13 protein-coding genes are annotated in these 13,789 nt (G+C 39.0%); all 13 read right to left on the bottom strand.

The genetic code is table 11. From position 1 onward, the window contains the following. Positions 1 to 133 precede the first annotated feature (133 nt). The 13 genes from ACRX5O_RS07395 to yfmF all read right to left on the bottom strand — a co-directional run bounded on the left by ACRX5O_RS07395 (position 134) and on the right by yfmF (position 13,658). Entirely contained in the window at positions 134 to 1,060 is a 927-nt protein-coding gene (locus ACRX5O_RS07395; protein WP_433905366.1) for a dipeptidase, read from the bottom strand. 102 nt (positions 1,061 to 1,162) lie between these two features. After that, entirely contained in the window at positions 1,163 to 1,423 is a 261-nt protein-coding gene (gene spoVS / locus ACRX5O_RS07400; RefSeq protein WP_029281188.1) for a stage V sporulation protein SpoVS, read from the bottom strand. Between the two features lie 231 nt (positions 1,424 to 1,654). Then, on the bottom strand, positions 1,655 to 2,452 hold the full coding sequence (locus tag ACRX5O_RS07405) for a TIGR00282 family metallophosphoesterase (protein WP_433905367.1): 798 nt from the start codon (positions 2,450 to 2,452) through the stop codon (positions 1,655 to 1,657). A 353-nt stretch (positions 2,453 to 2,805) separates the two neighbouring features. Continuing rightward, the gene (rny, locus tag ACRX5O_RS07410) at positions 2,806 to 4,368 is read right to left on the bottom strand and encodes a ribonuclease Y (RefSeq protein ID WP_119707609.1); all 1,563 of its coding nucleotides are present in this window, start codon (positions 4,366 to 4,368) and stop codon (positions 2,806 to 2,808) included. Positions 4,369 to 4,708: 340 nt separating this feature from the next. Beyond that, the gene (gene recA / locus ACRX5O_RS07415; protein WP_119707608.1) at positions 4,709 to 5,758 is read right to left on the bottom strand and encodes a recombinase RecA; all 1,050 of its coding nucleotides are present in this window, start codon (positions 5,756 to 5,758) and stop codon (positions 4,709 to 4,711) included. A gap of 272 nt (positions 5,759 to 6,030) precedes the next feature. Further along, on the bottom strand, positions 6,031 to 7,269 hold the full coding sequence (locus tag ACRX5O_RS07420) for a competence/damage-inducible protein A (protein WP_433905368.1): 1,239 nt from the start codon (positions 7,267 to 7,269) through the stop codon (positions 6,031 to 6,033). Between the two features lie 23 nt (positions 7,270 to 7,292). Then, positions 7,293 to 7,871 carry a CDP-diacylglycerol--glycerol-3-phosphate 3-phosphatidyltransferase gene (pgsA, locus tag ACRX5O_RS07425; RefSeq protein ID WP_433905369.1) on the bottom strand — a complete coding sequence of 193 codons (579 nt, stop codon included), beginning with the start codon at positions 7,869 to 7,871 and terminating at the stop codon, positions 7,293 to 7,295. A gap of 117 nt (positions 7,872 to 7,988) precedes the next feature. Then, positions 7,989 to 8,909 carry a RodZ domain-containing protein gene (locus ACRX5O_RS07430; protein ID WP_433905370.1) on the bottom strand — a complete coding sequence of 307 codons (921 nt, stop codon included), beginning with the start codon at positions 8,907 to 8,909 and terminating at the stop codon, positions 7,989 to 7,991. Positions 8,910 to 8,981: 72 nt separating this feature from the next. Further along, positions 8,982 to 9,770, bottom strand: a complete 789-nt coding sequence (locus ACRX5O_RS07435; RefSeq protein WP_119710531.1) for a DUF3388 domain-containing protein — start codon at positions 9,768 to 9,770, stop codon at positions 8,982 to 8,984. Positions 9,771 to 9,970: 200 nt separating this feature from the next. Then, on the bottom strand, positions 9,971 to 10,228 hold the full coding sequence (locus tag ACRX5O_RS07440) for a DUF3243 domain-containing protein (protein WP_251515607.1): 258 nt from the start codon (positions 10,226 to 10,228) through the stop codon (positions 9,971 to 9,973). 87 nt (positions 10,229 to 10,315) lie between these two features. Continuing rightward, the gene (gene ymfI / locus ACRX5O_RS07445; protein ID WP_433905371.1) at positions 10,316 to 11,038 is read right to left on the bottom strand and encodes an elongation factor P 5-aminopentanone reductase; all 723 of its coding nucleotides are present in this window, start codon (positions 11,036 to 11,038) and stop codon (positions 10,316 to 10,318) included. A gap of 53 nt (positions 11,039 to 11,091) precedes the next feature. Then, positions 11,092 to 12,381 carry an EF-P 5-aminopentanol modification-associated protein YfmH gene (gene yfmH / locus ACRX5O_RS07450; protein WP_433905372.1) on the bottom strand — a complete coding sequence of 430 codons (1,290 nt, stop codon included), beginning with the start codon at positions 12,379 to 12,381 and terminating at the stop codon, positions 11,092 to 11,094. Beyond that, a complete protein-coding gene (yfmF, locus tag ACRX5O_RS07455) occupies positions 12,381 to 13,658 on the bottom strand; it encodes an EF-P 5-aminopentanol modification-associated protein YfmF (RefSeq protein WP_433905373.1) in 1,278 nt (425 codons plus the stop codon). Before yfmF ends, yfmH begins: the two co-directional genes overlap by 1 nt. Positions 13,659 to 13,789 lie beyond the last annotated feature (131 nt).

Genomic DNA, 13,789 nt, shown 5'->3' on the forward strand with positions numbered 1-13,789 from the left:
AAAGCAACCCTTTACGCCCAAATAATGGCGAAAATATGAATATTTTTTTATTTTTGTGAAAATAATAGTTTTATCTGTCTTTTTTTAAGCCGATCAGTCTAAATAAAAATGAAAACGCTTTATTCACTCATCTTTATTTCGGAAATCTTTTCGCCATATTTCCGTACAAAAACTTCTCGACCTGTATACTGGAATAATATTTTCCTAGTTCATTTACAAGATTGCTATAATTTTCTACATGTTCAAGCCCTGTTACACAATGTTCGGTTCCATCGAAATCAGAACCAAATCCAACAAAATCCTCTCCTCCAAGAGAGCAAATATAGTCAAGATGACGCAGTATATCCGTAATCGTCGCTGTCGTTTTCCCAGACAGGAACTGAGTAACAAAGGTTAATCCAGTGACTGTTTCTCTATCTATTAATGCCGCAATCTGTTCATCCCGTAAGTTTCTCGGATGCGGGCATAGAGAATACGCATTAGAGTGAGAAGCGAAAGGATAATCTGCTAACTCCAGAACATCCCAAAACCCTCTTTCTGATAGATGTGATACATCACACCATACCCTCTCTTTGTTAAGAGTTGATACGACTCTTTTTCCGAATCTAGATAGACCCGCGCCCCGCTCTTCAAGTGCGCCATCAGCGACAGCATTGGCAAAATTCCATGTTAAACCAACTGAAGTAACTCCGAGACGAAGCAGTGATTTTAGCTTCAGCAAATCCGAACCGATACAATCACACCCCTCCAGTGTAAGAATCGCTCCGAATTCTCCATCTTCAAGATTATCTAAATCACTCTGACTCGTAATCAGCTTAATTTCTTTATATGGTTTGATTATTTTTTCATAGAAAAGGTCAATCATATGCAAAGCAGCATGGAAGGAAAGATCAGGGTGAATATTCTCTGGTACGTAGATGGCAAAGCATTGTACTTTTACACCACTTTTCTTCATGCCAGCGAGCGTAACCTGAAGCTCCTTTGGATCTAGAAAGCTTGTAAGCTTTGGATTCATAAACATTTTGTATAATACATCACAATGCGCATCAAAAATTTTCATGGTTCGTACCCCTTCCTTAGTCGTTTATTTTAACATAGACCCATACTGACAAAAAAAGAACCTGTTTGCAATAAGAATGCAAACAGGAAAAAAGATACTCCCTCATCTTGGCTCAATGATTAATTTGATCGCCGTGCGCTCTTCCCCATCAATTAATATGTCTGTGAATGCTGGGATACAAATCAAATCGACTCCGCTAGGTGCTACAAATCCTCGTGCAATGGCTACTGCCTTTACCGCTTGATTCAATGCACCCGCACCTATGGCCTGGATTTCTGCAGCACCTCTTTCGCGCAGAACTCCTGCGAGCGCTCCAGCTACAGAATTGGGATTAGATTTTGCTGAAACTTTTAATATTTCCATTCCTAGCTCCTCCTTGTTTAATCCCCCCTGATGTTCTTGTTATTGAACAACTCAGGTATATATGATTCCATTGCTACTATATTCGCAAAAGCTTTAACATATTCCGGCTTGGACAAAAAAGTAAGATTAAAAGAAAAGTGTATAAGCATTTACTAGCGGTAATTGTTAAACAAAAAAACACCTGCGTCTATTTTGCAGGTGCTTTAGCTAAGCGTTTATTTTTCTGACCGTCTATGAGAAAAATGGATGATCGTCATTGATCAGAATTCGATCGATTTTTTTTGCTTTTCCCGTCTTTTTATCCAGTTCAATATGTACGGCACCAAGCTGTGTTTTATCTGTATCTGGAACTTCAAATCGTGCTGGTAAGTTGGATAGGAATCGTCTAATTACAATTTCTCTGTCCATTCCTAGTATCCCATCATATGGACCTGTCATTCCAACATCCGAAATATAAGCTGTTCCTTGTGGCAATACTCGATTGTCAGCCGTTTGTACATGTGTATGTGTACCAACTACTGCTGTTACTCTTCCATCTAAATACCAACCCATAGCGAGCTTCTCACTTGTTGCCTCAGCATGGAAATCAACAAAGATAATAGGTGTTCGTTTACTAGCTTCTTCGATCAGTTCATCCGCTTTTCGGAACGGACAATCATTCGGTTGCATAAAGGTACGCCCTTGCAGGCTGATGATTGCTATTTCATCTTGATTCATTTTTAAATACACAATTCCCTTACCAGGGTTATCTTCAGGAAAGTTTGCTGGCCTAACCATGTATTTCGCATCATCGATGAATTCAAAAATATCACGGTTATCCCATGTATGGTTTCCTAACGTAACGGCTTGCGCACCAACCTCTAAAAATCCTCGATAGATTTTTTCCGTAATCCCTTTTCCACCTGCAGCATTTTCACCATTAATAATGGTAATGTGTGGACGATATTTTTCCTTTAATCTTGGGACGTATTCCTTCACCATATCTCTTCCTGGTGAACCAACGACATCTCCAACAAATAATATGTTCATCAATTAAACCCTTCTTTTTCATAATTTCTTTCCATTGTATCATATGTATTGGGGAATAAGAAAAGCGTAAGCGCCCGTTTAGCAACGTATGGACTGGAGAGCTACGACTGAGATAAAGGAATCCGAAATGCGGAAGCACCTTGATCAGCTCCGACAGGCATAAGACGAAGAACGAAAGAGGTCCTGACCTCTGTAGGGATTTGGCTTATGACCCCGAGGAGCTAGGTACTGCAGCTGGACAACACGAAGAGCGCAAGCGATTCGATGTTGAGTTATCGTAGGGAGATGATCGAAGTACACTAGTTGCTGGGGGCTGAAGCTGGACAAAATAAAAGCGGTGCAAAAGCACCGCTTTATTTTGCGTATTCAACTGCTCTCGTTTCCCTAATTACCGTTACCTTAATATGGCCAGGGTAATCAAGTTCCTCTTCGATTTTTTTACGAATATCGCGAGCTAAACGATGAGCCTCTAAGTCGTCAATTTGCTCTGGCTTCACTAGGATACGAACTTCACGTCCAGCCTGGATAGCAAATGACTTTTCCACTCCATCATACGATTCTGAAATTTCCTCAAGCTTTTCTAAGCGTCGGATATAGTTTTCAAGCGTCTCACGTCTTGCACCAGGTCTTGCTGCGGATAGCGCATCTGCCGCTGCAACAAGAACAGCAATAACGGATGTAGGCTCAGAATCGCCATGGTGAGAAGCAATCGAGTTAATAACAACCGGATGCTCCTTGTATTTAGTAGCAAGTTCGACACCGATTTCTACGTGACTTCCTTCCACTTCATGGTCAATTGCCTTACCAATATCGTGTAGTAAGCCTGCACGACGAGCAAGTGTTTCATCTTCTCCAAGTTCTGCAGCTAGCAATCCAGCTAATTGAGAAACTTCAGTAGAGTGCTTCAACACATTTTGACCATAGCTAGTACGGAATTTCAATCGGCCGAGAATCTTAATCAAATCTGGGTGCAGTCCATGTACTCCAACCTCAAAAGTTGTTTGCTCACCAATTTCACGAATATGTTCATCCACTTCACGGCGTGCCTTATCAACCATTTCTTCGATTCGAGCAGGATGGATACGACCATCTTGAACTAGCTTTTCAAGCGCTAAGCGGGCTGTTTCTCTTCGAATCGGATCAAACCCAGATAAAATAACTGCTTCTGGAGTATCATCAATAATGAGATCAATTCCAGTAAGAGTTTCAAGTGTACGGATGTTTCGTCCTTCACGACCAATGATTCGACCTTTCATCTCATCATTTGGAAGAGTGACTACCGAAACGGTCGTTTCAGCTACGTGATCAGCCGCACAACGTTGAATAGCTAACGACAAAATTTCCTTTGCTTTTTTGTCTGCTTCCTCTTTTGCTCTATTTTCACTCTCTTTTATCATTAAAGCGATGTCATGGGATAACTCCTGTTCCATACGCTCTAAAATGATGGATTTCGCCTCATCACGAGTTAAGCCCGAGATGCGTTCAAGCTCTGCCTGTTGCATTTTTACGATCTCGTCCACTTTGCTTTCCATCTCTTCAATATGCTGTTGTTTTTTGTTAAGAGAATCGTCCCTCTTCTCTAAAAGTGCTTCACGTTTGTCTAACGATTCGTCTTTTCGATCAAGATTTTCCTCTTTTTGAAGTAAGCGGTTTTCCTGCTTTTGCAGCTCGCTTCTTCGATCACGAACTTCACGTTCTGCTTCTGTACGAAGCTTATGAATCTCATCCTTTGCCTCAAGCAGCGACTCCTTTTTTAAGGCTTCTGCTTCACGTTTTGCATCTTCTAGAATTTGCTCTGCAGCACCTCTAGCTCCAGCAATTTTTGCTTCAGAAAAAGATTTACGAACAAAATAGCCAACAACTGCACCGACGGGTAAAGCAAGCAAAATGGAGATGATCATTGTAAAAAGATCCATCATTTCACCTCCTCTTGCTATTAACTTGTGTTACGTTTTCTAAAATGTCGGCATGTACATTGTTTTGTCAATATACAGCACAAAGGCTTTTACACGTCTTCATTCATCATTAAAAAACATAAAATATACATATTAATTGTAAATGTGTGAATTTTTATTGTCAAGGGTTTGTCCGGCTTGGTTGTAATATTTCGTTTATATTGGTAGATAATGGTGAACTTTGTCAAACCCACTGCTGTTAAAGCTTTCATATATCGAGTTCTCTTTTCAATTTTCGTACCATCATTGTGACTAATGATATAAAAAACAGCAGACCAAATAGTCTGCTGTAAAATCTGTATTAATCTACTAAATCAAATTGTTCTTGATCTTCTTCATGGTCTTCCGGAAGAGTCTTTACGCCGTCTAAACCATAATGTTCACGGATCTTATTTTGGATTTCTACTAATAACTCTTTATTTTCCTTCAGGAACAGCTTCGCATTCTCACGACCTTGACCAAGACGCTCATCATTATAAGAATACCAAGATCCACTCTTTTGTACGATATCAAGTTCTGAGCCCATATCAAGAGCTTCTCCCTCTTTTGAAATTCCTTCTCCGTACATAATATCTACTTCAGCCGTACGGAATGGAGGAGCTACTTTATTCTTCACGACTTTAATTTTCGTTTTGTTACCAACCATATCATTGCCTTGCTTTAACGTTTCTGCACGGCGAACCTCTAAACGAACAGATGAATAGAATTTAAGCGCACGTCCACCAGGAGTTGTCTCAGGGTTACCAAACATAACTCCGACCTTTTCACGAATCTGGTTAATAAAGATAGCAATTGTTTTAGACTTGTTGATCGCACCAGAAAGCTTACGAAGAGCTTGTGACATTAGACGAGCTTGTAGACCAACGTGAGAGTCTCCCATTTCCCCTTCGATCTCTGCCTTTGGAACAAGGGCAGCTACTGAGTCGATGACTAAAATATCAACTGCTCCGCTTCGCACCAATGCTTCAGCAATTTCAAGGGCTTGTTCACCAGTATCAGGCTGTGACAATAGCAATTCATCAATGTTCACACCAAGCTTCTGTGCATAATCAGGGTCAAGTGCATGCTCGGCATCAATAAATGCTGCTTGTCCACCTGCAGCTTGTACCTCAGCAATTGCATGAAGGGCAACCGTTGTTTTACCCGAGCTTTCAGGACCATAGATTTCAATGATTCGGCCCTTTGGATAGCCACCTATTCCTAATGCTGTATCAAGAGCTAGTGATCCACTTTTAGAAGTGGAAATTTGACGATCTGTTTGCTCTCCTAACTTCATGATAGAGCCTTTACCAAATTGCTTTTCTATTTGTTTTAATGCCATTTCAAGGGCTGCTTGACGATCATTTGCCACTACTATTTCCTCCTTATTTAAAACGAATATATCTATCTATTATTCGTTGCATGTTCATTTCACTATCTTTACTATACTCGTTTTATTTCTGTTTGTCGAGCAAAAAATCGAACATTCATTCGATTTTTTTCACTACCAAATATAGTTGTATAATTCTATTTTCTTCTTAGTAATATTGTTTTTTCGCCTATGTTCATAGCTAAAAAATCTCATTTTAAATCAAATTCTAAATTTGGTAAAGAGAAAAAAACAGAGCAAAATGATTTGCTCTGTTAATCTTTCAAGCTATTGATTAGTGTGAAACAGCCATACTTCACACTTCTTACTCGATTTCCTTCTCTTGTTCCAGCAAAGACAAATTTTTCGACTTTTACTGGAGATCCCTTTTTCGAAATTCCAATATAAACTGTTCCTACAGGTTTCCCCTCAACTGAACCAGGTCCTGCCACACCAGTAAAGCTAATTCCAATATCGGCGCTAAGTAAAGAAGCCACATTTTCAGCTAACTCCCTTGCGCACTCTTCACTAACTGCTCCATACTTTTCGAGCGTTTCCTTTTTAACACCAAGTACCTTTTCCTTAACCTCATTCGTATAGCAGACGACTCCGCCTTTTAATACCGCACTCGAACCTGGAATAGCTGTCAGCTCCTGCTGAAACATCCCTCCGGTTAAGCTCTCTGCACTGGCAATCGTTAAATCGTTCTTTTGAAGCAGTGTAAATAACTCATTCATTAACGAGGTTTCATCATATCCGTAGAAGAACTCACCAACACGTGTACGGATCTTCTCTTCCGTTTCATTAATGAGCTCATTTGCAACGTCGGTTTGTTGGTGCTTAGCAGTGAGCCGTAATGTGACTTCCCCATCGCTAGCAAGGGGTGCAATCGTAGGGTTCGTTTGCGCATCAATCAAATCTTCAATTTTTGTTTCTATTGCAGCCTCTCCTATCCCAAAGAAACGCAACACTCGTGAAACAATCGTCTCAGAGACGTCTGGCTCCTTTTGTAATAGTGGCAGCGCATAATTTAGAAACATTGGTTCCATTTCTTTCGGTGGCCCTGGTAAAAGCATATAACGGTGAGTATTAGTAGTTAAAAGCATTCCAGGGGCCATCCCGTTATCATTTGGCAAAACAGTAGAGTCAGCAAGGACCAATGCTTGCTTCTTATTATTCTCTGTCATAACACGGTTTGTACGTACAAAGTATTGAGAGATAGAGTCAAGAGCAGCTTGATCAAACTCCAGCTCCTTACCGAGGTGTTTGGCAATTGTTTCTTTTGTCAAATCATCCTTTGTCGGTCCCAATCCACCTGTAAAAATAATTAAGTTAGATCGGCCTTCTGCAACAGCAATCGCTTGCTGTAAACGGGTCGGATTATCACCAACCACCGTATGATAAAACACATTTGTTCCAATGCTAGCTAGTTGTTTGGAAATGAAACGAGCGTTTGTATTAACAATTTGCCCGAGCAATAGCTCTGATCCAACCGCGATGATCTCAGCATTCATGTATACAATCACCTAACCTCTATTTATTTAGAATTAACAAATGCTTGTTTATTTTTAGCAAAATAATCCCAGCCAGACCATATTGTGAAGAACGTAGCAACCCATAAGGCAATGTCAGCAAACGGAATGGAAGCTAGTTCGAAAATGGTGTTATGTAATAACAACGCGGAAATCGCAACGATTTGTGCCCATGTCTTAATTTTTCCGAGCATATTCGCCGCTACCACTTCTCCACCACCAGCAAGAATTAAGCGAAGTCCTGTTACAGCAAACTCTCGGCTAATTATGATAATGACCAGCCAAGAAGCAGCAAGTCCAAATTCAACTAAAACAATTAATGCTGCTGACACGAGCAACTTGTCTGCTAACGGATCCAGGAACTTCCCAAGATTGGTAACAAGATTATACTTTCTAGCATAATATCCATCGACCCAATCGGTAGCAGAAGCAAAAATAAAGATGATTGCAGCGATAAAGTGAGCAACCGGAAGCTCCGCCCCAATGAACTGCATATTCCCCCAATGAAAAGGATCATATACAATTACTAAAAATAGTGGAATTAATAAAATTCGTGAGACTGTAATTTTATTAGGCAAATTCATTTTAAAGACCTCCATTTTAACCTATAAAGCAATTTCTTATTATTACTTTCTTCTTTCAATAAAACAAGCATACAACAAAATAGAAAAGAAAGCGAAAAAATAGTCACCATACGATGACTATTCATTCACTGTTGGTACATAACGAATTGTGATATCCTGTCTAACTTGATCAACCGGAGGTGTAGCATACTCTATCTTTTGATCATTCACATATATTTCAGTGGCTGTAGAATTCCCAATCACTAGAACAGCTTCTTGCTCTTTTGAATAATCAACTACTTTATTATCCTCAGCACCTGTTTTTAAGATCCCTTGCCAAAAAGAATGTCCTTTTCCATTTAGCATATTCACCCAGGTTTCACCGGTAGACACAAGCTTTACTTCAAATTTTTCTGCATTCTTTACTTCATATACTGTTTCTTTCCCTTTTGATTCAGCAACCGTAACTTCTTGTTTAGGAGTGGTTTCTTCTTCAGTCGTTTCTTCCTCCGTTACTCCATTGGCACCAGATGTTTGATTGTCTTCATCCTCAGAAGCTTCCGTTTCTTTTTCCTCATCTGCTTCCTTCTCAGATAAATTGTCTTTATACTGAATTTGTTCGCTATCAGATGTTGCTGGTTCCTCTGCCGACTCACCATTTTCTTTAATATTTACTACTAAAAAGTAGGCTAGAGCCACTGCACCGATAACAAAAACCCCTATCAGCAGCCTTGGTAGAATCGCAAATATCTTCGAATTACCTGGTGCAACATCCTTCCTTGTTTGCACCCTTGAAAGCTTATCTGGAAAGTCATCGCCATGCGTAGATGGGATATCAGACTTATACTCAGCAAATAGCTCTTCTGGATCGAGCTGAACAGCTTCTGCATATTGCTTAATAAAAGCACGAACATAAAACGGACCAGGAATAATACTATAGTTTCCCTCTTCTAATGCTTGCAAATACCTTTTTTGAATTTTGGTTGTTGTTTGTAAATCATCCAAGCTCAAGCCGAGTGAAAGCCGAGCTTCTCTTAGTTTGTTACTTAGTTCTGTCAACTTCTAACACCTTCCAATGCTATTAAAGGCGTTTTCGTAAGTTATTTTTATGCATAAACGAAAACGGCTCTTTTAGAAATCAAATCCCCCAAAATCAGAATCTGAAAACATCGTATTTCTTACAATATCATACTTAATTTCCTCTTCTGGATCGTTTCTAAGCTCGATAATATAATCAAAATCATCGAGTGTGTACTCTGTATTTTGGACAAATACATCCGGATGCTCAACAACTTTCACAGCAGGTAGTCGCATAATTTCTCGAACTAATTGCCAATGTCGTTCGTTTGCTCTTCTTGTAGAAACGATGCCATCTATAATGAATAGATTGTTCTCGTTATATTCGTCCTCAATGAGTTGATTACGAATGGTTTGCTTTAAGAGCGTAGAGGAAACAAACAGCCATCTTTTGTTAGCACATACACTTGAAGCAACAATAGACTCAGTTTTTCCAACACGTGGCATTCCACGGATTCCAATGAGTTTATGACCTTCCTGCTTAAATAACTCTGCCATAAAATCTACTAATAGCCCCAGTTCATCGCGTACAAATCGAAAGGTCTTTTTGTCATCAGCGTCTCTCTGTATGTATCTTCCGTGCCTCACAGCTAATCGGTCTCTTAGCTTTGGTTCTCTAAGCTTGATTATCTTAATAGTATCCATTGTTTTTAAAATAGATTCAAGTCGCTCAATTTGTTCATAATCCTGTGCGAGAATGAGCAATCCGCGTCTTCCTTCATCCACCCCATTAATGGTTACAATATTAATGGAGAGCATCCCTAATAAAGAAGAAATATCCCCTAGCAATCCAGGACGATTTTTCTGAATTTCATACTCCAAATACCATTCTGTTTTGTTCATCTTTTCCATAGAATACCTCCCAGGGAAGCGCCATATTTGACCATTTTTGGTGCAAATTAATCATCTTCTATCATATATGATTTTCTATTAAGATGAAAGGAAAAACAAGAACAAGTCGTAATTTGGAGAAATATTTGTATGATATGAAAAAAAAGAGAGGATGTTTGCCTCTCTTTTTGATTTACCTATTTAAGCAGTCTTTAGCGTGAACCGTCATTTTGAACAAGCTTCACCATCATATTAGCAATTGCATGCTGTTCTTCTGTTGTAGCAACAGACCAAAGGTCAGATAAAATGCGCTCTTGTTCATTTTTCGGATCTACTTGCTTCGCTAAATAGTCTCCGATTTGGAAAGCAAGATCACCAATTACTTGCTTGTTCATCCCTTCATTCTGAGCATGATGCAGGCGATCACCTAAAAAGTCTTTCCACTGCTCCCAATTATCAAGTACAGACATTGTATAACCTCCTTTTTTTTACTACGAACTTATTTTGCTTTGAAAAGGAGGGAATTATTCATTTAGATAACGTGAACGTTTCGTGAATTATGTATACCATCCACCATTAACCGCAAGTGTATGGCCTGTGATATACCTAGAACCAGAAGAGAGAAGAAAGGAAACAGAGTCAGCCACATCCTCACCTGAACCTAATCTTCCAATTGGAATTTCATCCTTAAGGACCTGTAAGTCGTCATCAGTGAAATTTTCTAACATCGGAGTTTGAATGGCACCAGGTGCGACCGCGTTAACTGTAATCCCACTTAATGCAACTTCTTTACTTAACGCTTTTACAAACGCGATTTGGGCACCTTTTGCAGCAGAATATGCTACTTCACAGGCAGCACCCGTCTGCCCCCAGATGGAGGAAATAACTACAATTTGTCCATCGCGATGAGCCATCAGCTTCGGAAGCAAACGCTTCGTTAATAAAATCGGTGCCGTAACTTGAAGCTTCATAATTTGCTCAAGGTCGTCATCCTTCAAGTCAACCAATAACCCATAATGACTTTGACCACAATTATGTATGATGGCATTTAAAGCAAAGATATTTTCGCAAAGCTTTTCAATCCCATTTTTTTCAGTCAAATCCGCTTGTATTGGAATGTATTCATTCTCAAAAATAGAAAGTTCACGGAGCAAACGTTCCATTCCCTCTATATTCTTATGATAATGTAAGTATAAAGAAAACCCCTCCATTGCAAGCCTCTTGGCTATGGCGGAGCCGATCCCCCCGCTTGCTCCAGTAATTAACGCATATTTTTTCACTAGCTTCTCCTCACTTCAACAAAAAGGCGCCGATAAACGACGCCTCACTTTAATTAGCTTTTTGGCACTACTTGGCAAATGGCCATTCGATTTTCGGAAATTAAGTTGTCAGCTACATGATGTATATCCTCAATTTTAATTGCTTCTAATACAGGTACCACGTCAAATAAATTCATATCGTTAAATGCATATCGTGTAAATTGATTGGCAATGTACTCTGGTGAATTAACAGCACGGAGAAACGCACCAATTTTTTTCTTCTTCGTACGCTCTAAACTCTCTACCGTAATCTTACTTGAGCTTTTTTCTTCTTCTAACATTCTTTGTATTTCAGCGGCTAGTTGGTCTGGATTATTTGTGTCCCCGCCAATCATTGCAAAGCCAAACCCTTTCTCTTGCGTATAATCAAAAGAGAAGGATTCATCAATAAGTCCACTGCTGTACAGCTTATCATAATTTTCACTACTTCTACCAAACAATAATTCCAGCAACACATTTGTTGTTAGTTCCTGTTTAAGCATTTCCTCGCCTTGTTTTTCCGTCTCAGTAGCTTTTATACTAACTAAGCATTTAGAAGAATGCACATTCATAGGCAGGACTAATTTCTTTTCGGATACATCTTCCTTTTCACTTTCGAATTTACGCTCAATTTCTACTTGTGTAGGGAATGTCTTCTTCGCCTGGTTATCTTTAATCTGCTTCATGATTTCCTCAACCTGAACAGGACCAACGATAAACAACAGCATATTGCTTGGGTGATAGAAGGTATGATAGCACTCATACAACATATCCTTTGTGATTTCAGCTATTGATTCTTTTGTCCCTGCGATGTCAATCTTCACTGGGTGGTTTTCAAATAGGTTTTGAATCGCACCAAAATATAAGCGCCAGTCTGGATTATCATCATACATATCAATTTCTTGGCCAATAATGCCTTTTTCTTTTTCCACAGTTTTTTCAGAGAAATAAGGATACTGGACAAAATCGATTAATGTTTCTAGATTTTTCTCTACGTCTGAGGTACTAGAAAAAAGATATGCTGTTCTTGTAAAAGATGTAAAGGCATTCGCTGATGCCCCTTGACGACTAAATTGCTGGAACACATCGCCATCTTCTTTTTCAAAAAGCTTGTGCTCTAAAAAGTGGGCAATCCCATCTGGAACCTTTACAAGCTCTGTTTTCCCTGCAGGTACAAAATGGTTATCAATTGATCCATATTTGGTTGTAAAAGTCGCATAGGTTTTGTTAAACCCTTTTTTCGGAAGAATGTATACCTCTAAACCATTTTCTAGCTTCTCGTGGTAAAGTTCCTCTTGAAGCTGATCAAATGAGATCTTCTCCATTACTTCGTCGCCCCCGTTCCCGTTAAGAAATAAATCGTATCGAGTTGGATTTTATTAGCAACCTTTACGATCTCTTCCTTCGTCACAGTCTCGATTCGCTGTAACCATTCGTCTAGCTGAATTTGTTGTCCTGCAACTACATTATGATAAAGAATTTCAACAATTCCACGTGCTGTATCAAGCGTTTCGAGTAGTTGATTTTTAATCACTGCCTTCGTTTGAATCAAATCGTCATCTGAAAAGTCTCCATTTTTCATGGCTTGCATTTGTTCTTTAATTATTGAAACTGCTTTTTCAAAATTGCTATTATCAATTCCGGACATTACCATTAGTAAGCCTTTATGACTTTCCACCCGACTCGCAGCATAATAAGCAAGACTCGCTTTCTCACGCACGTTAATAAATAACTTGGAATGTGAAAACCCACCATACACACCATTAAATACTTGTAGGGCAAAGTAATCTGGATCTCCATATGCTACATTTGTTCGGTACCCAATATTTAATTTGCCTTGCTTCACATCTTGTTCTTCTTTAATGACTTTTTCCTCCACCTGCGCTGGCTGTTTTTTCTCCACAGCTTGGGGAGCTCTTGATGAAAAGATAAATTTTTCATTCACCATTTGTTCTACTTCTTGTTCTTCTATATCACCGATAATATATAAACTAAGTTCATCTTCAGCTAATGCTTTTTTGTAATAATCATAAAGATCTCTACCGCTAATGGAATCGACTTCAGATTCTTTTCCGTGAACATGCAGGGAGTACGGTTCCTCCTTACACATTTCTTCAATTAGCCTATTGTTGGAATACTTCATTTTATCATCATAGATGGATTGAATTCTTTGCTTTAAGCTGCGTTTCTCCTTCTCCAAAGTTTCCTTATGGAATTCACCGTCTTCCACATTTGGATTGGTTAAAACTTCTACAAGAAAATCAATTGCCGTTTTTAAAAGTGGAGTAGGATCAGAAAGGAAGCGCTCATTTGCTACTTCCATAGCTAAACTGATTGTATGGTATTCACCTTTTTTTCCTAAATCAATATAAAAAGTCGCTCCATACAATTCATCCAAATACCCTCGAAGCTGTCCAGTAGTAGGAAATTTTTTTGAATTACTTTGAAGTACATTTGGTAGCAATGCACGTTTCGTTACGTTTTCTTTTTGTAAAGGTGCCTTCATTTTAAAAATAATGGTATTAGTCTTGAATTTATCTGTTTTCACCATATGTAACTTGATACCGCTCATTTCTTTAATCGTTTCGGAAACCACTGCCATATTTCCATCCTCCTTTACATCATGTGCTCGTAAATAGCTTTCCCATCTTATGATACGGAATGTATTTAGATATACTATACCCTTTTGGACAAACCGTTATCAACTTTTGGTATAGAAGGAAAACATATGAA

Source organism: Robertmurraya mesotrionivorans (assembly GCF_050971805.1).
Classification (GTDB): domain Bacteria; phylum Bacillota; class Bacilli; order Bacillales; family Cytobacillaceae; genus Robertmurraya_A.

What these genes read in the sequence shown, in the direction of transcription:
- ACRX5O_RS07395 (WP_433905366.1), bottom strand. Translation starts at nt 1,060, where the DNA reads ATGAAAATTTTTGATGCGCATTGTGATGTATTATACAAAATGTTTATG.
- spoVS (WP_029281188.1), bottom strand. Translation starts at nt 1,423, where the DNA reads ATGGAAATATTAAAAGTTTCAGCAAAATCTAATCCCAATTCTGTAGCT.
- ACRX5O_RS07405 (WP_433905367.1), bottom strand. Translation starts at nt 2,452, where the DNA reads ATGAACATATTATTTGTTGGAGATGTCGTTGGTTCACCAGGAAGAGAT.
- rny (WP_119707609.1), bottom strand. Translation starts at nt 4,368, where the DNA reads ATGGATCTTTTTACAATGATCATCTCCATTTTGCTTGCTTTACCCGTC.
- ACRX5O_RS07420 (WP_433905368.1), bottom strand. Translation starts at nt 7,269, where the DNA reads ATGAATGCTGAGATCATCGCGGTTGGATCAGAGCTATTGCTCGGGCAA.
- pgsA (WP_433905369.1), bottom strand. Translation starts at nt 7,871, where the DNA reads ATGAATTTGCCTAATAAAATTACAGTCTCACGAATTTTATTAATTCCA.
- ACRX5O_RS07435 (WP_119710531.1), bottom strand. Translation starts at nt 9,770, where the DNA reads ATGAACAAAACAGAATGGTATTTGGAGTATGAAATTCAGAAAAATCGT.
- ACRX5O_RS07440 (WP_251515607.1), bottom strand. Translation starts at nt 10,228, where the DNA reads ATGTCTGTACTTGATAATTGGGAGCAGTGGAAAGACTTTTTAGGTGAT.
- yfmH (WP_433905372.1), bottom strand. Translation starts at nt 12,381, where the DNA reads ATGGAGAAGATCTCATTTGATCAGCTTCAAGAGGAACTTTACCACGAG.
- yfmF (WP_433905373.1), bottom strand. Translation starts at nt 13,658, where the DNA reads ATGGCAGTGGTTTCCGAAACGATTAAAGAAATGAGCGGTATCAAGTTA.